Annotated in this window: 20 protein-coding genes; 11 read left to right on the top strand and 9 right to left on the bottom strand. The window is 43.2% G+C overall.

Annotation, left to right across the window (positions count from 1 at the left end; translation table 11 throughout):
* Window positions 1–15 precede the first annotated feature (15 nt).
* Entirely contained in the window at window positions 16–2,070 is a 2,055-nt protein-coding gene (ftsH, locus tag DK188_RS09310) for an ATP-dependent zinc metalloprotease FtsH (RefSeq protein ID WP_111670534.1), read from the bottom strand.
* 67 nt (window positions 2,071–2,137) lie between these two features.
* Complete coding sequence (rsfS, locus tag DK188_RS09305) at window positions 2,138–2,485, bottom strand: ribosome silencing factor (protein ID WP_111670533.1); 348 nt, start codon at window positions 2,483–2,485, stop codon at window positions 2,138–2,140.
* Window positions 2,486–2,544: 59 nt separating this feature from the next.
* Between rsfS and DK188_RS09300 the strand changes: the two genes are divergently transcribed.
* Both DK188_RS09300 and ahcY read left to right on the top strand, forming a co-directional pair.
* Window positions 2,545–3,309 carry a biotin--[acetyl-CoA-carboxylase] ligase gene (locus DK188_RS09300; RefSeq protein ID WP_111670532.1) on the top strand — a complete coding sequence of 255 codons (765 nt, stop codon included), beginning with the start codon at window positions 2,545–2,547 and terminating at the stop codon, window positions 3,307–3,309.
* A gap of 75 nt (window positions 3,310–3,384) precedes the next feature.
* Complete coding sequence (ahcY, locus tag DK188_RS09295; protein WP_111670531.1) at window positions 3,385–4,704, top strand: adenosylhomocysteinase; 1,320 nt, start codon at window positions 3,385–3,387, stop codon at window positions 4,702–4,704.
* 49 nt (window positions 4,705–4,753) lie between these two features.
* Here ahcY and DK188_RS09290 read toward each other — a convergent pair whose 3' ends face one another.
* Window positions 4,754–5,554: a hypothetical protein gene (locus tag DK188_RS09290; protein ID WP_157963204.1), complete on the bottom strand. Its 801-nt coding sequence runs from the start codon at window positions 5,552–5,554 to the stop codon at window positions 4,754–4,756.
* Window positions 5,555–5,630: 76 nt separating this feature from the next.
* Here DK188_RS09290 and DK188_RS09285 point away from each other — a divergent pair, with 76 nt between their 5' ends.
* Window positions 5,631–6,503 carry an SDR family oxidoreductase gene (locus DK188_RS09285; RefSeq protein ID WP_111670529.1) on the top strand — a complete coding sequence of 291 codons (873 nt, stop codon included), beginning with the start codon at window positions 5,631–5,633 and terminating at the stop codon, window positions 6,501–6,503.
* 56 nt (window positions 6,504–6,559) lie between these two features.
* Here the strand turns inward: DK188_RS09285 and DK188_RS09280 are convergent, their stop codons facing one another.
* Entirely contained in the window at window positions 6,560–7,606 is a 1,047-nt protein-coding gene (locus DK188_RS09280) for a PAS domain-containing protein (protein WP_111670528.1), read from the bottom strand.
* Window positions 7,607–7,686: 80 nt separating this feature from the next.
* On the opposite strand from DK188_RS09280, the gene DK188_RS09275 reads away from it, so the two are divergent.
* Complete coding sequence (locus tag DK188_RS09275; protein ID WP_111670527.1) at window positions 7,687–8,298, top strand: HD domain-containing protein; 612 nt, start codon at window positions 7,687–7,689, stop codon at window positions 8,296–8,298.
* Window positions 8,299–8,335: 37 nt separating this feature from the next.
* Here DK188_RS09275 and DK188_RS09270 read toward each other — a convergent pair whose 3' ends face one another.
* Window positions 8,336–8,827 (bottom strand): DUF4494 domain-containing protein, encoded by a 492-nt coding sequence (locus DK188_RS09270; protein WP_111670526.1) that lies wholly within the window; start codon window positions 8,825–8,827, stop codon window positions 8,336–8,338.
* Between the two features lie 197 nt (window positions 8,828–9,024).
* Here DK188_RS09270 and DK188_RS09265 point away from each other — a divergent pair, with 197 nt between their 5' ends.
* Complete coding sequence (locus DK188_RS09265) at window positions 9,025–11,283, top strand: patatin-like phospholipase family protein (protein WP_111670525.1); 2,259 nt, start codon at window positions 9,025–9,027, stop codon at window positions 11,281–11,283.
* Between the two features lie 17 nt (window positions 11,284–11,300).
* On the opposite strand, the gene DK188_RS09260 is transcribed toward DK188_RS09265, so the two are convergent.
* The gene (locus DK188_RS09260; RefSeq protein ID WP_111670524.1) at window positions 11,301–11,780 is read right to left on the bottom strand and encodes an Mpo1 family 2-hydroxy fatty acid dioxygenase; all 480 of its coding nucleotides are present in this window, start codon (window positions 11,778–11,780) and stop codon (window positions 11,301–11,303) included.
* A 77-nt stretch (window positions 11,781–11,857) separates the two neighbouring features.
* Between DK188_RS09260 and DK188_RS09255 the strand changes: the two genes are divergently transcribed.
* The 3 genes from DK188_RS09255 to DK188_RS09245 are packed head-to-tail and all read left to right on the top strand — an operon-like array spanning window position 11,858 to window position 15,095.
* Window positions 11,858–12,985 carry an NAD(P)/FAD-dependent oxidoreductase gene (locus DK188_RS09255; RefSeq protein WP_111670523.1) on the top strand — a complete coding sequence of 376 codons (1,128 nt, stop codon included), beginning with the start codon at window positions 11,858–11,860 and terminating at the stop codon, window positions 12,983–12,985.
* Window positions 12,986–13,035: 50 nt separating this feature from the next.
* Window positions 13,036–14,493 (top strand): Na+/H+ antiporter NhaC, encoded by a 1,458-nt coding sequence (nhaC, locus tag DK188_RS09250; protein WP_111670522.1) that lies wholly within the window; start codon window positions 13,036–13,038, stop codon window positions 14,491–14,493.
* Window positions 14,490–15,095: a 3'-5' exonuclease gene (locus DK188_RS09245; RefSeq protein WP_111670521.1), complete on the top strand. Its 606-nt coding sequence runs from the start codon at window positions 14,490–14,492 to the stop codon at window positions 15,093–15,095. Before nhaC ends, DK188_RS09245 begins: the two co-directional genes overlap by 4 nt.
* Here the strand turns inward: DK188_RS09245 and DK188_RS09240 are convergent.
* Window positions 15,082–15,711, bottom strand: coding sequence for an IMPACT family protein (locus tag DK188_RS09240; RefSeq protein ID WP_232825702.1), 630 nt, complete (start codon window positions 15,709–15,711; stop codon window positions 15,082–15,084). The two genes, DK188_RS09245 and DK188_RS09240, sit on opposite strands and share 14 nt — an antisense overlap.
* Window positions 15,712–15,876: 165 nt before the next feature.
* On the opposite strand from DK188_RS09240, the gene DK188_RS09235 reads away from it, so the two are divergent.
* The 3 genes from DK188_RS09235 to DK188_RS09225 are packed head-to-tail and all read left to right on the top strand — an operon-like array spanning window position 15,877 to window position 18,174.
* Window positions 15,877–16,308 carry a sugar 3,4-ketoisomerase gene (locus DK188_RS09235; protein ID WP_111670520.1) on the top strand — a complete coding sequence of 144 codons (432 nt, stop codon included), beginning with the start codon at window positions 15,877–15,879 and terminating at the stop codon, window positions 16,306–16,308.
* A complete protein-coding gene (locus tag DK188_RS09230; protein WP_111670519.1) occupies window positions 16,292–17,224 on the top strand; it encodes a hypothetical protein in 933 nt (310 codons plus the stop codon). Before DK188_RS09235 ends, DK188_RS09230 begins: the two co-directional genes overlap by 17 nt.
* Window positions 17,224–18,174 carry a glycosyltransferase gene (locus DK188_RS09225; protein WP_111670518.1) on the top strand — a complete coding sequence of 317 codons (951 nt, stop codon included), beginning with the start codon at window positions 17,224–17,226 and terminating at the stop codon, window positions 18,172–18,174. The genes DK188_RS09230 and DK188_RS09225 overlap by 1 nt, the downstream gene beginning before the upstream one ends.
* On the opposite strand, the gene DK188_RS09220 is transcribed toward DK188_RS09225, so the two are convergent.
* Both DK188_RS09220 and porV read right to left on the bottom strand, forming a co-directional pair.
* Window positions 18,175–19,446 carry a M16 family metallopeptidase gene (locus tag DK188_RS09220; protein WP_111670517.1) on the bottom strand — a complete coding sequence of 424 codons (1,272 nt, stop codon included), beginning with the start codon at window positions 19,444–19,446 and terminating at the stop codon, window positions 18,175–18,177.
* Entirely contained in the window at window positions 19,446–20,651 is a 1,206-nt protein-coding gene (gene porV / locus DK188_RS09215; RefSeq protein ID WP_111670628.1) for a type IX secretion system outer membrane channel protein PorV, read from the bottom strand. The genes DK188_RS09220 and porV overlap by 1 nt, the downstream gene beginning before the upstream one ends.
* Between the last annotated feature and the right edge of the window lie 3 nt (window positions 20,652–20,654).

The raw sequence follows: 20,654 nt of genomic DNA, 5'->3' as shown, positions 1-20,654 counted from the left end.
ATGGGGCTTTTGTAATTATTTTTCTTCCTTCACCTCAGGCACTTCTGCCTGATCAGCATCAGGATCCACAGGAGCAATATCATCTTTTACGACGTCCTGATCTACTACGACTTTATCTTTTTTGTTTGTAAAAGCTTGATAGGTAGTCTCTTTGTCAAAAGGACGCTTTCCGATCAGTTTTTCCAGATCCGCTTGGAAGAGTATTTCTTTTTCAAGAAGCTCTTTTGCTAAAATTTCCAGATGATCTCTGTGTTCTTTCAGCAAATCGATCGTTCGGGTGTATGCAAATTGAATCAACTTACTTACCTCCTGATCGATCATTTCAGCAGTGGCTTCAGAGTACGGCTTGGTCATTTTGTAACCATCGGCTTTACTGTCGTAGAAGGAAATGTTTCCCAGTTTCTCATTCATTCCGTAGACGGATACGATGGAATAGGCCATTTTGGTAATTCGCTCCAAATCGCTGAGTGCACCTGTGGAGATTTTTCCAAAAATGATTTCCTCAGCAGCACGTCCACCCAGTGTCATGCACATCTCGTCGATAAGCTGCTCTGTTTGGTAGAGGAACTGTTCTTTAGGCAAGTATTGCGCATATCCCAAGGCAGCGACTCCACGAGGTACAATGCTGACCTTTACCAATGGATCAGCATGCTCCAAGAACCAACCTGCCACAGCATGGCCAGCTTCATGGTAGGCAACTATTTTCTTTTCCTCTGGGGAAATTATTTTGGTTTTCTTTTCCAGTCCGCCTATCACCCGATCCACTGCGTCCTGGAAGTCCTGCATGTCTACTGCTGATTTGTTTCTTCTGGCAGCGATCAAAGCGGCTTCGTTACACACGTTAGCGATTTCAGCTCCTGCAAAACCCGGAGTCTGCGCAGCAAGTTTCTTAGGATCGATATCATCGGCGATTTTGATCGGCTTGAGATGCACTTTGAAGATGGCCTCACGTCCGTTGATATCTGGCTTATCAATGGAGATTTGCCGATCAAAGCGTCCAGCCCTAAGGAGAGCACTATCTAGTACGTCAGGTCTGTTGGTAGCAGCAAGTACGATTACTCCGGAGTCAGTTCCGAACCCGTCCATTTCCACCAATAGTGAGTTCAGGGTATTTTCACGTTCATCATTTGAACCCGGCATTTGACCTTTGCCTCTGGATCTACCGATTGCGTCGATCTCATCAATGAAGATGATACATGGTGCTTTTTCTTTGGCTTGCTTAAACAAATCACGCACACGTGCAGCACCTACACCGACAAACATTTCGACGAAGTCTGAACCTGAAAGTGTAAAGAAGGGAACACCTGCTTCACCCGCTACTGCTTTTGCAAGCAAAGTTTTACCAGTACCTGGAGGGCCTACTAAGAGTGCTCCTTTAGGTATTTTTCCACCAAGTTTGGTGAATTTTCCAGGGTTTTTAAGGAATTCTACGATCTCCTGAATTTCCTCCTTTGCTTCATCCAGACCAGCTACGTTATCAAACGTGATCTTTACCTTATTTTCAGCGTCAAAAAGCTGTGCTTTCGATTTACCTACATTGAAGATCTGACCTCCAGGTCCAGATGGACCTGCCATCCTTCGCATCATAAACCAAAAGAAGACAAACAACAGGATCAGAAATCCAAAGCTTCCAAAATAACTGCTCCAGTTTTCTTCATTAGTGACTGAAGCACCTATTCGATCTTCTTCTGGAACTTTTTCCTCCAAAGCCTGAAAGTCTGTCTGAAACTTATCCGAGGTCGTTACCTGCAAGGCATAATGCGGACCAGTCGGATTAAAGAAAGAAGAATTGGCCTCAAGTTCTGACTTGTATTTTGCATTTTGAAGGGCCGAAGGCTTTAGGGTCACATCCACACGGTTCATATTGCGGACGATGACGACCTTGGAGATGTCTCCGGCTAGGTACATGTCTTCAAATCGCTTTTGGGTAATGTCTATCACCGCTCCACGCTGTTGAATCCATGTCAATCCCAGTAGCACCAAAACAGCCGCAATAATCAACCAGAGCTGAAAATTCGGTTTTTGAGGTGACTTAGGAATTATATTTTTATTCTTATTTTTTTCGCTCATCGCTTTAGGGGTAATTCTTTAAACTTATGCTAAAACGGATTAACCTTTTGAAAGTTTATCCTGTTTTTTAATTGATCCGTGTTGTTTTGGCATCACCCCAGAGTTCTTCCAAACCGTAGTAATGACGTTTTTCTTTTAGGAATATGTGGACGACTACGTCAAAGTAATCCATTAATACCCATTCTCCGTTTGCTTTACCTTCCAGTCTTTTCGCAGGTTTTTCATTTGCCTTTAGAATTTCCTCTTCGATTGACTCAGATATAGCTTCAAGCTGCGTGTTGGAATTTCCCGAACAAATCACAAAAAAGTCGGCTACTGAATTTTTAATCTTTCTAAGGTCCATCACCAAAATATCAGAGGCTTTTTTTTCCTCCATCCCTTTGACGATAACTTTGCTCAGCGCTTCTGCTGTCATATATTAAATTTAATTTTACGGTGCGATCTTGAATCACTTACAAGCCCAACCGAAAAATAATGTATAAAATTCTTGCCAACACGATTTTTTTGGGGAAAGATGTTCTTTTCCTGCCAGAGTGTCACTCTACTAATGACAAAGCGCTTGAACTAATCCGAACCGGACAGGCCAAAGAAGGTTCGATAATCATATGCGGGCATCAAACTCGGGGGAAGGGGCAGCGCGGCAACAGTTGGGAAACACAAGCCAATCAAAACCTTACCTTCTCATTGGTTTTGTCACCTGGATTTTTGGACATCTCCGAGCAGTTTTACTTGAACATGATGGTGTCTAATGGGATCAGAAAGTTGTTTCAGGAATATCTTCCCGACATCAAAGTTAAATGGCCAAACGATCTGGTGGTACCCGGTCATGGAAAAGTCGGTGGGGTCTTGATTGAAAATATCCTGAGCTCGAATGGCTGGGACTATGCCGTGGTTGGAATCGGATTGAATATCAACCAGACTCAGTTTGAAACTCAAAAAGCGACTTCTTTAGCATCGATCACTGGGGGTCAATTCAGTTTGGAAGAGATTTTTAGACTTTTAGTAGCCCATATTGAGCAGGGATATATTTCGTTAAAAAAAGGAAGAACTCAAGCAATCCTGGAGGAATACATTAGTCATCTATTTCTAAGGGATCAATGGGCAATATTTACTGAGAATTCCTGCGAATTCGAGGGTAAAATTCAAGGGGTATCCAAAGCAGGGAAACTCCAAATGATCCTCAGAGATGGTTCAGCACGATTTTTCGACTTGAAGCAAATCGGCTTTCCAAATCTTTAAGGAGGTTTTTATTCCCGATTTTATGCGGTAACTTTGCGACCATCAAAAGATTTTAATTCTTTAACTATCAATAACATGTCAGAAATTAAATCTGAAAAATTCATTCAGTATAAAGTAAAAGACATCTCTCTGGCTGAGTGGGGGAGAAAAGAAATCCGATTGGCGGAGGCAGAAATGCCGGGTTTGATGGCCTTGAGAGCGGAGTTTGGTCTATCTCAGCCTTTGAAAGGCGCCAGAGTCGCAGGTTGTCTTCACATGACGATTCAGACAGCAGTGTTGATCGAAACTTTGGTTGCCTTGGGCGCTGAGGTGACCTGGTCATCTTGCAATATTTTCTCTACTCAAGATCATGCTGCGGCGGCAATTGCAGCAGCAGGAATCCAGGTGTATGCTTGGAAAGGTCAGACAGCCGAGGAATTTGACTGGTGTATCGAGCAGACCTTGTTTTTCGGAGAAGGCAGACAGCCATTGAATATGATTCTGGACGATGGCGGTGACTTGACCAACATGGTTTTGGATCAGTATCCAGAATTGGTGGCAGGAATCAGAGGATTGTCAGAGGAGACCACGACAGGTGTCCACAGACTTTATGAAAGAATGAAGAATGGCACCCTTCCGATGCCTGCGATCAATGTGAACGACTCGGTGACCAAGTCTAAATTTGATAACAAATACGGCTGTAAAGAGTCTCTTGTGGATGCGATTCGTCGCGCTACTGACGTGATGATGGCTGGAAAAGTAGCGGTTGTGGCAGGATATGGTGATGTTGGAAAAGGCTCTGCCGCTTCACTTCGAGGTGCCGGTGCTCGAGTAATCGTGACTGAAATTGATCCGATCTGTGCGCTTCAAGCTGCGATGGACGGATTTGCAGTGAAAAAGATGAAGGATGCTGTAAAAGAAGGAGACATCATCGTCACAGCTACAGGAAATAAAGACATCATCAATGGAGAGTACTTCAAAGCGATGAAAGACAAGGCGATCGTGTGTAACATCGGCCACTTTGACAATGAAATCGACATGGCGTGGTTGAACAAAAACTACGGTCACACCAAAAATGTGATCAAGCCGCAGGTGGATCTCTATGAACTGGATGGAAAAGAAATCATCGTCTTGGCCGAAGGTCGATTGGTGAACTTGGGTTGTGCTACTGGGCACCCATCCTTTGTGATGTCCAATTCATTTACCAACCAAACACTTGCACAGTTGGAGCTTTGGGCTAATCACGAGAAGTATCAGCCAGGCGTATACGTGCTTCCAAAGCATCTGGATGAGAAAGTGGCAGCACTTCACTTGGCAAAGCTAGGAGTCGAACTGGATACGCTATCTGAAGATCAGGCACAATACATCGGTGTGGAGGTTCAAGGACCATTCAAGCCAGAGTACTACAGATATTAATTCTGATAAACTGATTAAGAATAAGCCTCGGAGAAATTCGGGGCTTTTTTTATGGGTTCAATTGAATCGTCCTCCCATCAGGAAGAGTAGAAATTACCGTAGGATTACACCCATCACCAGTTTCAAATTTCACCATGTATTCCAGACTGCTTGAATTTCCTCTACTCACAATCCAAGATTCCGTACCGGATTGAGGTAGTTCCCATCCCAGCCGATAACAGGAAAATAATTGCTCTTTTGCACCTGTGATAGCGGCAAAGAAATTTCTACCGGCAGGATTAGTACCTTCTACTCTTCCTCTGGTGCTAAGTGCAAATGGTCGTGCACTGAGCCTGGCCACTGAGTAGGACAATGTGCCATTGACTACAAATCCAAGGTTTGGATCCAATGTAATTTTTAGGTTTTCTACGCTTTCCTGATTTTCATTAAACGAAATATTCCTAAATACCCTAACACCCTCGATTTTAATACTTCCGAAAGAGTAGTCTTCATATTTCATGGTCCAACTGGCCTCGGCTGTGTTGGATAATCCAAAGTCCAGTATGATTTTCCCTTCTCTTGGTATTGAATTTAAGTGTTCGCATGCTTGCGGATTGGAATAGTCTAAAATGATCGTACGTGTAGCAGTATTGCGAGTGATGAGGGGACAGCCGGGGATTTCGTCACCACTTATTCTGAAATAATCTCCGTAGGAAATATTTCCTAGATACCCGGTTTCGCCTAAAGCACTTGAGAATCTAAAAAACTGATCAGCTTCCTGTGTTAAGTCAGTGTTGATATTTCGGCTGACGTCCTCTGTGCAGGAGCTTAAGATCAATGAACAAAGAAAAAGAAGCAGGAGATTTTTCATTTGCATACAGTATTCACAATTCCTTTCAATTACCGCGCCCGATTACTATCTTGGACTAAAACGAACTTACTTTAAAATGAACTATAACGAAGGAATGCTCCGAGATGGGGCACTCAAAGATAAAAACATTCTCATCACTGGAGGTGGTACCGGCCTAGGACGCTCAATGGGTGAATATTTTTTAAGACTGGGAGCGAATCTCGTGATCACTTCCCGTAAGCTGGATGTTTTGGAAGAGACGGCTCGGGAAATGATGGAGAAAAATGGCGGGATGGTTTTTCCGGTGGCATGCGATGTTCGTGATATCGAACAAGTAGAGGCTATGTGGGAAAAATCCAAAGCTGAGCTGGGTCAAATCCACGCGGTACTCAATAATGCTGCAGGAAACTTCATCAGCCCGACCGAACGGCTGTCAACAAATGCCTTCAATACTGTTTTGGATATCGTACTCAAAGGAACGTCACAGGTGACCCTCACCGCAGGTAAAGATTGGATAGCCCAAAAGCAGTCAGGTACATTTTTAAATATCGTCACGACGTATGCATGGACTGGATCGGGTTACGTGGTCCCTTCCGCAGCGGCGAAAGCAGGAGTTTTGGCCATGACTCGCTCCTTGGCTGTAGAGTGGGCCAAATACGGAATCAGGTCTAATGCAATTGCTCCTGGTCCTTTTCCGACTGAAGGCGCATGGAGCAGATTGCTGCCAGGAGACCTGGTAAAGAAATTTGATCCTGCAAAAAAAGTCCCGGTAGGCAGAGTCGGTGAGCACCAGGAGCTGGCTAATATCGCTGCATACTTGGTCTCTGATTTCTCAGCCTATGTCAATGGGGAAGTCATTACCATAGATGGCGGTGAGTGGCTTAAGGGAGCAGGTGAATTTAACAATCTGGACCAAATACCTCAAGAAATGTGGGATATGATGGAGGCTTCCCGAGGAAAAAAGCCATGAGCCCCGGCGTAGTTTGGGGCTATCTGAAAGCCAAGTGGAAAATCAGAAATCTCTAATCAGGAAGGACCGATACCGCGTTCCCAAGATTCATTTTGGTTGACGGAGTCTTTAATGCTTTTCTTTAGGGCTTGGTCAAGCTGTTTGGATTCTGTCTTGAGAATATCAAGAAGTTTCCGGGACTCCGGAGTTTGATGTTCGGTATCCATGATTTCAAGTATACCGAGAATATTGGCTACCCGAGCCCGTAGTGAATGCGATTGCTGGAATGCTAGATCACGAAGGAAATAATGGTGTTCACGCATCCATATTTCCTGCTTTTTCTTTTCTGTGATGTCAATCAATAGTCCCTGAACTTTGCTTGGATGACCATCCTCCTTCCATTTAGTAGTCTTGCCAAATCCGATCACCCAACTGACTTGATTTCCCTTGGATACTATCCTAAATTCTTTTCTAAAAGGAATATTTCCGGTGGTTTTGAAGTGCATCGACAAGTCCTTGATCAAGCCTTGGATATCATCAGCATGAATGTGATTCTGCCAAGAAATATTCTTTTGACTTCGGATCTCATCTTCAGAATAACCGAGCATTTGGGCGAGTCCGCTACTGATGTAATCAGTTTTGGTTTCCGGCTCAAAATCCCAAAATCCAAGAAGCTTATTTTCTAGTAGGATATCGACCAGCTCATTACTATTGGTGGTGCCTTCAATGAATTCTCCCAGGCCTAAATTGTATGGACGAAGAGGCTCTACTGGATGACCAAGTCCAAGGCATGTTCCAAAGTCCTCTGTGATGAAAAAAAACTCCCATTTGGTCAGGACTGTGTTACCGTCTGGATGGTTAATTTTTTGAAGGTCAACGATGAAGGATTGATGACTGCTTTTCCAAGCTTTTATTCGCTGATTTTCATATTTTGACCAATCAGAGGCGAGAAAGCAATCAGCAAAAAATATGGGTTTTTCTTTGTGATCGAAAAGTGAAGGAACCGGGCCAATGCCTGAGTCAGAGGAAAGAACCTTTCCAGACTTATCCAAGGTCACCTGCAGAAAATACTCTGAGGTGATTGCTAGGTTACTCAAGACTTTGATCGAATCCCAACTCTGCATGGTACAAAGGTAATTGATTTCTTCGTTTGAAGTACGTAAGACATAAAAAATTATTTAAAATACAATAAAATATATTTAAAATGGAAAATGATTCACTTCGACTAAACAGAAGTAGCTTTGGTAATCCTCAAAATATCGATCAGGTTTTGTCTACTCCGGAAGCAAAGCGTCTTCTGGATGATTGGGTATTGAATGAAAAACTTAAAGTTCACATGAAACAAGTTGCCCATTTGATGAAGGCTTTCGCGGCTTCGAGAGGGCTGGATGACCTAAATATTCATAAATGGTATTTGGCAGGCTTGCTTCATGATGCCGACTGGGATCAATGGCCCGATCAGCATTGTAGGAAGATCATCGAGGAATTAGAACTGCGGGGTATCGATCCTGAAATAATCCGGGCGATTGCTTCGCATGGTCCACGCTATTTTGGAGTGGAGCCTGTTTCTGAGATGGATAAGATGCTTTATGCGTTTGATGAGTTGAGCGGTTTTGTTCATGCCTATTCGCTGATGCGACCTGAGGGCTACGTAGGAATGGAAGTGAAGGGAGTTAAAAAGCGGTTAAAAGATAAAACCTTTGCTGCACAAGTCAGCAGAGCGGATATTCTAGATGCAAGTGAGCGGGCGGGTATCACCATGGATGAGCTGATACAGTTTGTGATTGCCAATCAAGCTAATTCCGACCTGAGCTAAAAAAAAGAGCCATTTTCAGTGGCTCTTATTCATTTTCTTATTCTTCTTCGATTTGATTTACCGGACGGAAGTTCCCTGGAGGAAGCTGTTCTGCTACTTCGTCTTTTTCAAAAGGAAATACTTCAATGATTGGACTCTCTGTGATGTCAGGTACCCGGAAGCTCACCAGCATGTTGCTCAGACTTTCTTGGATTCTGTCATAGGCTTGGCGCAGATCTTCAGCAGTGACAATCATATATTGAGTTACTTTTTTCTCTTTGCCATTGTCCCCGTCGGCGATGAGGTAGGTGATTTTGCACTTGTACCACTGATCTGCATCCTCATAGAAAAATACATCAACGATGTTGCTCTTGCTGATGCCTGTCACTTGAAAATCGCCTCGAATCTGTGATCCTAGCCTGTCATAGAGAATAGCCTCGGCTTCGGTAAAAGAAACTGCATCTACCAAATATTGCTCTGATATACTCTTGAGCAAGCCTTCTTCATTTTCCTTTGCGTACTTTACTTTGCACAAAAACCAGGTTCTCATCTTTTTCTGTTTTAAGATTCGAAGGTACTTTTTCTATCCTAAAGCTGCGAATGATTTCCATGGATATCTTCACCTCTTTGGTTAGCTAACTATCCAAAACATTGATTGTCAGTTCCTAAAAATAAGCAGAACTAATCGTGCCGGATGGATCCTTAGGAATTATCAAAAAAGAGTAACTTGTTCACAACATTAAACCCATGAGAGACCGAATTCTATTTAGTTTTCCAATACAGCTTTTCTTACTTCACCTGCGTAAAAATCTCGCTTTACTTCTGATCTGGGTAGTGTTGGCAGGGGTGATCTTGGAGCAATTTGGGGTGGTTTTAGGGATTCCTTTTCTTTTTTTGGATCCGGAGTATTTGCATGAAGTTTCTTGGTTGAGTTTTGCCCTGATGGGAGTAGGATTGGCTATGCTGACCATGGCTTTTCACATGACTACTTACATCGTGGATGGTAGGCAGTTTAAGTTTTTGGCAGTGGTACCCAAGCCCTTCATCCATTATTGCATCAATAACTCAATTGTCCCGTTACTTTTCTATTTGCTCTATACCATCAAGTTTGTTGTTTTCCAGTTGGATAATGACTTGCCTTCTAATTGGGAGGTCGTTAAATTTTACCTTGGATTCAGTCTGGGAAGCATCCTGAGCTATGGGTTGATTTTTGGGTACTTTTCCTTTACCAATAAGGATTTTTTTATCCTCTTTGCCGGTAACCTTGACAAGCGACTTCGAAAAGTCCGCTTGACTCGAGCCACAGTTTTCAGCCAATACAAAGAAATAAAGAACAAAAAGGATCAAGTCATCACGTATTTAGATCTGAAGCTCAAGTTGCAGGATGTTCGCCCTGATCTGGCAAGATTTGATGCGCAAAAGTTGCTGAGGGTATTTGACCAAAACCATCTGAACCTATTCTTGATCCAGAGTTTCCTGATCCTGTTTGTTTTGTTTTTGGGATTTTTCAAAGAGAAAGAGATTCTTCAGTTTCCTGCTGCCATGAGTGTTACTTTGCTTTTGGCTATTTTGATTATGCTAGTTGGTGCATTGAGTTTTTGGTTGAGGAGTTGGGCCACTTTGATTGTATTTTTGCTGCTCTTTTCGGTCAACTTTTTCTCCAATTTTTCTTTTCTCAATCGCCCACACGAGGCTTTTGGGATCAATTATGACATTAAGCCAACTCCCTACACGCTTGCTAGACTGGATTCACTGGTTCACCCCGATACGTTGAAAAAAGACCGTGAGAATACCCTAAGGATTTTGGAAAATTGGAAGTCCAAGTTTCCCGAAGACTCCTTGCCCAAGTTGGTAGTGGTAGCAGCCAGTGGAGGAGGGCAACGCGCCGCTATGTGGACTCTTCATGTTTTACAGACTATACACCAAGCCACTAAAGGGGAAATAACTAGACATACGGAGTTATACACAGGAGCTTCTGGCGGAGTCTTAGGTGAGGCGTTTTTCCGTGAAATTTACCTGAGGTCGCTTTCAGACCCGGCTTTTGATCCAGTCGCCCCTCAGTATCTGGATCAAATCTCAGCCGACAATCTGAATCCTATCATTTTCACGTTATTGGTCAATGACCTACTGATCAGAAATCAGCGCTTTGAGTATCGGGGATATCGTCATTTGAAAGATCGTGGATTTGCCTTCGAAAATCAGCTCAATATCAATACCATGGGGATCATGGACAAACCCCTGATCGCATATCAGCAACCGGAATTTGAAGCCCAGATTCCCTTGCTACCGGTCACAACACTGGTGACCAATGATGGGAGAAAGCTAGTGATCACGCCCCACTCCATGTCCTATTTTGGAAGTTCGGTTCTGGGAAAGACTGGATTTGGAGAGAAAAAACAGTCGATCGACTTTTTGCGGTTTTTTGAGTCGCATGATCCGGGTAATCTGCGATTTCTGAGTGCGCTGCGAATGAGCGCTACGTTTCCTTTTATTACACCTAATGTAGAACTTCCCTCTGAGCCTACTATGGAAACGATGGATACGGGATTGTCCGACAATTTCGGGATTCAGGATGGCTTGCGGTTTTTGTACGTGTTTCAGGACTGGATAGCCAATAATACCAGTGGTGTAGTGGTCATTTCGATCCGTGATTCAGAAAAATCCACGGAGATTCCGCAGACAGAACTGCCAAGAATCTTTGAGAAAATATTCAATCCACTCAAGAATATCTACACCAATTGGGACAATGTCCAAACGATCCAAAATGAAGTGCTTTTCAATTACATGAATGAATCGATGCCTTTTGAACTGGAGCGAATTGAATTTGAATATGCCCCAGAAAAGGTCCAAGTAGAGGAATTGTCCGGGTCGCAAGAGACGATGCAGCGCGCATCACTGAATTGGAGGCTGACTGCTCGGGAGAAAAAGTCAATTCTCATGAGTATCCAGTCAAACACCAATAAAAAAGCCATTGCACGTATTCAAGAGTTATTTCCGGGGAATTGATCAAATCCCATTTTTACTCAATAAGCCAGCCCTATTTTTTTGTAAATAAAATGCATGAGCCAGGCAGGACCGATCAGCAAAAACTGAACATCCTTCAGAAATGAAGGCTTTTTGCCTTCGATCTTGTGACCGAAAAACTGTACAATCCAAGCCAAAACAAAAGTCCCTAAACTGATCATCCAAAGCTTCCCAGGAAAGACAATGCTCAAAAAATTCGCCAAAGCCAGGCATAACGCGGAGAAAAAAAGCATTCCCAGACTCAATGGGACAGAAAGAGAGATATAGTAAATGAGAATCAAGAACAGGGCAATTGAAGCCCAGTTGGCGAAATTTCCCAAAAAGGAAAGCGGTTCACTCAAAATCTCGGATGGGATACTAAAAATCAAACCCACTACACTGAAGAAAATTGCCGGAACACAAAACCAGTGGATCAGTTTATTGGTGTCATTTTGATGGCTTTGACCATATTCGTCTAGGAGCAAATCTATTTTTCTCATGGCTTTTGGGTTATATTAAGGTAGTTTCGATTCAAAATAGGGAACTCATTTTAAAAATTTAAACAATTTTCTGAAACATGTTTAGTTATTGGGAGCAAAAAAATTTCTTTAGCTATGACTTGATTGTGATCGGATCGGGATTTACCGGACTTTCTACAGCAATAAATTTTAAACGCAAAAATCCCAAATCGAATGTGCTGGTTTTGGAAAAAGGGATTTTCCCGACGGGAGCTAGTACCAAGAATGCAGGATTTGCCTGTTTTGGAAGCTTGACGGAAATATTGGATGATTTTTGGAAAATGACTCCTGATGAAGTCACAGCTTTAGTTGAGCGGAGATACAAAGGGCTGCAGCAGATTCGGAAGAATTTTGGAGATGCCACGCTTCGTTACCAGCATACCCATGGATTTGAATTGCTCGAGGAGGAAAATCTATCCGCAGTCGATCAACTGGGAGAGGTAAACAAAATGCTCAAGAAGATCTTCAAAAAGGAGGTTTTCACGCTAGTGAAGAAACCGGAAAAAATGGGCTTCTCCGATCGGGTGAAAGTGGTCGTGGAAAATCACTTTGAGGGAGAACTGGATCCTGGGGCATATTTAGGAGCGCTTTGGAATATGGCTTCGGAAATGGGCATAAAGATTCTCACCGGAGTTGCCGTAGTGGAAGTTCAAAAAGACGAGGGAATTGTTTTGGCAGAAAATTCAGGCAAAAACAAAGTATATGAATTTAAAGGAAAGAAGGTGGCCATTTGTACCAATGCCTTTTCCAAAAAACTCTGGCCTGAGTCAGCGCTGGAGCCCGGCCGTGGTTTGGTACTTTTAAGCAAACCCTTGACAGAAAAAATTCCTTGGAAAGGTTCTTTCCATTTGGATAAGGGGTACGTTTACTTTCGAAAGGTAGACGGTAGATTGCTGCTCGGCGGAGCCAGAAACAAAGATTTTGAAAAAGAAAAATCTCTTGATTTTGAAATAAATCCTGAAATAAGAGCGCATTTAAAAAGCCTGGCTGCGGAAGTAATTTTGCCTGGCAAAAGTATTGAATGGGAAATGGAGTGGACAGGAATTATGGCTTTTGGTCCTAAAAAAAGCCCTTTGATTCAGCCTATCGGCGAAAAGACGGCAGTCGCAGTTCGACTTGGCGGTATGGGCGTGGCCATAGGTTGGCAAGTGGGTAAAGAGCTCTCCCAACTACTTTCAAAAATGTAATTGATTTTTTTTCCTTAGATTCAAAGCTCCCAAACCACCGGTATAACTGAATGAAAATTTCTCAGAAAGCTCCAAGTATCATTGATGCCCTGATTCCGATTTTATTTTTAATTGTCCTTTTGATTATTAACATTCAGATTTTTGGGACAGATAGTTTGTCAGGGTCCAATCAGCTGGTTTTGGTATTGTCCTCTGTGGTGGCAGCATCTATTGCAGTTTTTCGTCTGAAAATACACTGGGAAACACTTCAGGATGGTATTGTCAAGAGCATCAGCTCTTCGATGAGCGCGATTTTGATTTTATTTCTGATCGGATCTTTGGCCGGTACCTGGCTGCTTAGTGGAATCGTACCAGCCATGATTTATTATGGATTGAAAATTCTGAGTCCAGAGATTTTTTTGGTAGCGGCTTGTGTCATCAGTGCGGTAGTGTCTGTGGCTACAGGCAGTAGCTGGACTACTGTGGCGACAGTAGGAGTCGCGCTACTTGGCATCGGTAAAGCTCTGGGTTTTGACGAGGGAATCATTGCCGGAGCGATCATTTCAGGAGCTTATTTTGGAGATAAAATGTCACCGCTAAGCGATACGACGAATTTGGCGCCTGCTATGGCCGGAACGGACCTGTTCACCCATATCCGCTATATGGCCAAAACAACAGTGCCGTCCATCACGATTACGTTGATCCTTTTTGTGGTGATTGGGTTGAATTATGAGACGGCTGGAAGTGTGGATGATGTCAAAGCGATTTCGGATACGATTTCAGCCAATTTCAATATCTCAGGCTGGCTATTCATAGTACCGCTTGCAGTCTTGGGGATGATTGTGAAAAAAGTCCCCGCGATTCCTGCATTGCTTGCGGGAGCGCTTCTTGGGGGAGTTTTCGCTTTGGTTTTCCAGCCGGAGATTGTGACCAGAATTACAAATGACACTGGATCTTATGCGTACCTGGGGTTCAAATCGGTAATGATGGCACTCTATGGTGAAATCGCCATTGTTACGGAAAATGCGATCGTAAACGAACTTTTGGTGACAGGAGGGATGGCTGGAATGCTCAATACTATCTGGCTGATTGTCTGTGCGATGGTTTTTGGAGGGATTATGGAAGAAAGCGGCATGCTCCGGGTGCTCGCAGAGGCAATCATCAAAAAGGTTCATTCTGTAGGCTCGCTAATAGCCTCGACTGCTGCGACCTGTGTATTTTTCAATGTGACGACTTCGGATCAATATTTGGCGATCTTGGTCCCTGGTCGAATGTATGCAGATGTCTACAAGAAGCGCGGGCTCAAGCCTGAAAACCTCAGCCGAACTTTGGAGGATTCTGCCACCGTGACTTCAGTACTTGTCCCTTGGAATACCTGTGGAGCAACTCAGGCGTCTGTGCTTGGTGTAGCCACTTTGGCATATGCTCCCTATTGTTTTTTTAATATTATCAGTCCGTTTATGACCATTTTATATGGTTATTTGAAAATCGGAATCCATTATTATGAGCCGGAAGAAGAGTTGGTATGATTCCTTATAGTATTAGCAAAGAAGAAGTAAATGAATTGCCACTGGGGCAATTTGAAGGAGATATCTTTATGATCGATCAACCCGATCTAGTAGAGGAGGCGGTGGATTTTCTGGAAGATCAGCGGATCATCGGTTTTGACACGGAGACCAAACCTTCGTTTAAAAAGGGACAGTTCAATCATGTCTCCCTCCTTCAATTGTCCACGACCGAGCAGGCATTTCTTTTCCGATTGAATAAAATCGGATTCCCGGAATCCCTTAGAAATCTCTTGGAAAAAGAAAACCTAGTCAAAATCGGAGCTGCAGTCCATGATGACCTGAAAGGGCTCGGGAAGCTTACAGACAGCTTTTATCCACAATCTTTTTTCGATTTAAATGATGAATTGAAAAAGGTTGGTTTTCAAAATGTAGGCGTGAGGAACTTGAGCGGAATGGTCCTGAAAATCAGGATTTCCAAATCGGAGCAAGTCTCCAATTGGGAAACAGAGGTGCTCACCGAAAAACAGCAGCGCTATGCTGCAACGGATGCTTGGGCCTGTCTTAAAATTTTCAACGTACTACGCGAAGAAGGATTTCTGGATGAGCTGTTTAATCGATCCTGATCGATACGGCTTCGATTTCTCCAAGTTTTTCCAAGACTTGTTCGGCCAATCCTTGCCTGACTGATAGGGTAATGTTACAATCCAAATTCATCTCCTGAGCTATGATTACAAGATTTTGGGACTTGACTACTTTCATTACTGCATTCATAGCAGGATAGGGGAACTGAAGGGCAAGTTTTACCATCACCCATTCTTCCACGATCTCATTTTCTTCAATGGCCATGGCAGCTGAGGTCTTGTAAGCTTGGATCAAGCCGCTAACGCCGAGCTTGGTGCCACCAAAATACCGTACTACCACGATCAAAACATTGGTAAGCTGATGGGATCGGATTTGACCCAAAATCGGATCTCCGGCACTGTGATTGGGTTCTCCGTCGTCATTGGCACGGAAAGTCAATCCCTCTTTTCCTAGCACCCATGCAAAGCAGTGATGTGAGGCATCAAAGAAAGTTTTTCGAAGCGACCCTAGTACTGTCTTTATTTCTTCCTCCGAACTTACGGGATAACAGAAGTAATGGAACTTGCTGCCACGATCTTTGTACACCCCTTCACTTATCCCAGACACGGTGAGGTACGAATCATGATAAGCGGGCTTTTCACTGGGTAGATTTATCAAAATTTGAGGAAATGATGCAATGAAATGGTCCTGAGTGGGCCTTACATTAGGTGATGATAGTCTTAGGCATTCATCAGGCCAATTAAATTCAATTTTAAACACATGAAATTAGAAAATTAACCGTAAGCTAACGACCCATTCACTGCATTTGTCTTATTTTTAGCTATGCCAAATACGGATATCAACAACAAAAGTCTCGCCTATCAAAAGCCAAGATTAATTGAGATTCCTGGTCAGTCCAATTCCAGTGGATCGGTACACTTTTGGGAAAATGCCTCCCTTTTTCCTCAGGGAATCCAGCGTTGTTTTTGGATCACTGGGGTGAAAGAGGGAGAATCCAGAGGCAATCACGCCCACTGGCAAGAATCCCAAGTGTTGATAGCGGTCGCAGGTGAGCTTGATGTCAACGTGTGGGGCAAAGACGGTCAAACCCTAAGCTTTCATCTGACGCAGTCTGGAATTGGGCTGTATGTCCCGCCATTGAATTGGTTGGAAATATATTTTTCAGGAGACGCAGTTCTGTTAGGTTTAGGCGATTTGCCTTATTCCGAGGAAGATTTCATCAGAGATAAAAAATATTTTGGAAGCGCACTCTAAAGAAACTGCAGAAGCCTACGATTTGATTGTGGTTTCTTCTTTTGGAGAAAAAAGCCCCTATTTTCTAAGGAATTGCACAACGGTAGGATTTACAGAGCAGCTGGATTTCCGATGGGTGAAAAAAGAGAAAACCAAGGCTTCGATAACTTTTGCCATCGCAAAAGGTACTGAAGCTGTATCTTTACCTCAGTCGCCATTTGGGGGCATTTGGATTGAGGATAGCCTTTCTTCTTCAGCTTTGGAAGGTTTTATTCGGGCTGTTTTGGAAGATCTTTCCCATCGGGGAATTCCTTTTGTAAAAATTATCCAACCTCCCAGACCGTATGAGCAAAACTTGGATTTGATCAATTACCTGCTTTTCAAAGCAGGTTTCCAACAGGAATCCATGGTAAGCCATCAGTTTTTTATGGGTAAAAAGAAAATCAAAAAGCTGGTTCAAAGAGAAAACACCAAGTACTTGACCAAAACCAAAGATCTGGGTTTGAAAATTCAAAGTGGACCAATCCAAAATTTCGGATTCCTTCAGGAGATCAAAATCTGGAATCAATCCCGAGGATATGACATCCTTTTTGATGAATCAAGATTGATTTCTCAGGTCTCTGAATTTCCGGAGCGGTATTTTCTGATTAGTATTCTTAAGGATGGAAAGGCACAGGCTCATACACTCGGGGTGAAATTGGTCCCTGATGGAATGTATTATTATCTTGCTGCCACCAAGCCAAAATCCCCAATTAAAAATCTTGGCGAAATGTGTCTATTTCAACTTTTTAATTTGGCAGCGGATCAAAAACTCAATTTTATCGATTTGGGATCGTCAGATTCTGACACGGGTGCTAATCATAGCTTGATATTCTTTAAATCCCGTTTTTCCAACGATATTAGCAATAAAGTCAATTGGACTTTGAAGCTTAAGTGATGGATACCTCAGACTTGGTCACCGTAATATGCATTGCATACAACCACGAGGCGTGGATAGAAGAGACACTTGAAAGTGTCAAAGCGCAGGATTATTATGCCAAAAAGCTCATCATCGTCGATAATGGCAGTACTGACGGTACAGCAGAAAAAATTAAAAATTGGGTAGAAAAGTCCTCGGGATTACTCTCGGTGGAGACCATTTATCATACTGAAATGCAACCCTATTGCCGGCTTTTTAATCAAGTTCTGGCTAATGTAGACAGTCACTATTTGGTGGATTTATCTGGAGATGATGTGCTGTATCCAGACCATCTGTACGCTTCCATTTTAGAATTAAGAATGGCACCGTATGCCGCATTCGTTTTTTCGGATGCCTATATTTTAGATCAGCGGGGAGAGGTAAAAACCTTCTACAAGCGAGATAATGGGGGAGACCTGATTGAGGAGATAGAATTAAGCAATCTCTATGAAACCTTGATACATAAAAATTTGATCTGCTCTCCGACGGTGGTTTTTAATACAGCAATTTTGCGAAAGGAAGGTGGATATGATGAATCGCTCTTCTACGAGGATTTCGATATTCAAATTAGATTGGCAAGAAATCACCCGGTTGTCTTTTCAGATCATATCGGTGTACTCAAGCGAAAGCATGCCAAATCTATGTCCTCGCGACAATACCAAATTTACCACTCCAAGATGCTTCCCAGCACGGTCAAGGTCTGTTCAAAAATTCAGGGAATGAACATTTACCCTGAAGAAAACAAGGCATTGAAAAAGAGGGTGCTTTACGAATTGAAGCATGCGCTCTGGTCTGCAAATTTCGAACCTGCGCGAGAACTGGTGGGTATTGGGGAGAACTTGGGTATGAAAGGAATCAGATTTTGGTTTTATAAAATCTGGGCTACTAAGTCATGGGATATTTCGTGGCTTTACCTCCAGCTGACTTGATCAGCCAACGACCACTTCGACAAATGGTGGTTTGGAAAAGTATTTTTTACCGATATCCAGGATTTCCTCAGCTGTAAATTTCCGGAGGTAATCGAGTTTTTTTCTGTAGAAATCAAAATCCAAGCCCGAGTGATGTACTGCCCTGAATCGGTCAATCAAATCAAAAGAAGAACTAAATCTCCCCAACATTTGGCCAATCAGGTAATTTCTGACCACTTCCATTTCTTCCTCCGAAAGGGGATGGGTGGCTAGCAAATGGATTTCCTTGTAAATCTCGGAGATAACTTCCTCCCGGTGGGCTTTCTGAACATCTGCGCCTATTACCCAATAGTACTTGTCACCGATTTCAGCCAAGCTGGAACTGATCCCATAAGTATGCCCCTTGTCTTCTCGGATATTTTTTATGAGTCTGGACCCAAAGTATCCTCCAAGGATCGTGTTGAAAACAGATAAGGCCTGAAAGTCAGGGTGATTTTTTGGAATGGACCATCCACCCAATCTGATGCTACTCTGGAATGCCTGTGGCCTGTCCTCCAGGATGCTGGGAGTCATTTGAATCAAGGCTGAAGGAGACGCTTGGTTTGATTTCCGCGATGGGATATTTTCCAAGAGAACAATGAGCTGGTGTATCGATTCTTCATTCAAATCCCCACATAGAAAGAACTCAGTATCATGGAGGAGATTGGTTTCATAGTAGTATATGAGATCCTGCCGGCTGATGATATCGACATGCTCTTCAGTAATCTCCTGACCATAGGGGTGCTGCTCCCCAAATAGCGCTTTTCGGAACAATTGACTTGCTCTTGAAGCGGATTTTTCACGCTCCATCTGGAGTCCCAATTTTCGTTGCGATTTCTTTTTTTGAAGACTTTCTTCTGGGAAAACAGCCTGATCAAAAAGCGAACAAAACACAGGTAAAACCTCGAATAGATGTTTTTTGGTAGTCACCAGACTCATTCCTTCATGAGAATAGGTGAGGTTGGGACGAATCTCCGTGGCGTGAAAATCAAAGAACTCGGATAGTTGACTTTCAGAAAGCATCTGCGTCCCCTCAGCTAGCAACTGGAGGGTAAAAGAAGGAACTAGCGTTTTTGGCAGCGGGAGATCATGTCTTTGACCTTTTCCCAAAACTTCCAACTTAACGGCATTCAGGCCAGGTGTCGGAATAAAAAAAAGACTTCGCCCCTCGCTCAATTCAAACCGTTGCGGCCTGGCTAATTCAAAATCCTCCGGAATGATAAATTCAGGCGCTTTTGACCGATCTAGAAGCATTAATTGTTAGTAATCGTGTAAAGCAGTGAAAACCGGAGGGTTTCTGCCAAGGGGTGATTTTGTACTTGTGGAACGAGGTATGAAAAATCAAATCCGATCTTTTTGATATCAAATCCCAAACCCATAGTGAAATAGCGTCTACCGCCTTTTTCAGGATTTTCATAAAAGTAACCGGTCCTCAAGGCGAACTTCTCCGCATATTGATATTCAACGCCAAAGGAAATAGTAAACTCACTCATTTCCTCAGAAAATCCATCCGGGGCGTCAGCGAAAGAGCCAAACATGCCAGAAATCAGGGCTCTATTTGGGTCTTTACCATTTCCGGGTTCAATAATTAGATTTCCGTTTTCATCCGTTGCAAGGGATCCATCCTCATTGGTCTTATAAATGGGAGGTGTAGGTACCATCAACTTATTAAAATCAAGTGCGAAAGTCAATGAGTTGAGAGGGTCAAAGTTGATCGCGTATGCAGTTCCGATCCGGAAATTTGTGGGGATATAATCCAAGTCCTCCGCACTGTTGTAGGTGATTTTTGGGCCAATGTTGGTGATCGCCATGCCCCAAGACCAAGTGCCGTCTTTAGCCCCTACGAAAATTGGTTTTCGATAATACAGTCCAATGTCAGTACCCACACTAATGCCAGCTCTGGCTTCCGAGCCTCCTGCAGAGGAGATATTTCCGGATAGGTTTGAATGGATAAATCTTGCCGAGATTCCCAATCCTAAATTTTGGGAGAGTTTTCTTGAGTATGTTCCTCCGATGGCGATGTCTCGGGGATTAAATTCTCCAAGCGGATTGCCAAAGCCATCGGTGAGTTGAATATCACCCATGTTGAAATAGCGCAAATCGAAAGCGAATGCTGAATTCTCGTCGATCTTTTTGAATCCTGTCAGGTAGCTTAGCGACATGTCATTGACCAATTTGCCTAGCCAGGGAGAATAGGATAAGGAGAAGCCTAAATCCTCTTTGATAAAAGCCAGCTTACCGGCATTCCAGTGCGCTGAATTCGCGTCTGGCGTAGTAGCTACTCCGACATCGCCCATTCCCGAATGTCTGGAATCCGGTGCAAAATTCAGGAATGGAACTGCCGTAGTGATGACCCTTCTGTTGGGATCCTGGCCTGAGATGATGACACTGTTTTGCGCAAAAGTGGAAGAACCGCTCAAAGCGAAGACAATTAAAAATAGGCCTTTCCAGCTTCTCATGTC

Origin of the sequence: Algoriphagus litoralis, from assembly GCF_003259255.1 — a bacterium.
Lineage (GTDB): Bacteria > Bacteroidota > Bacteroidia > Cytophagales > Cyclobacteriaceae > Algoriphagus > Algoriphagus litoralis.
The sequence above is the reverse complement of the archived record's forward strand: the minus strand, read 5'-3'. Positions and strand labels throughout refer to the sequence as shown.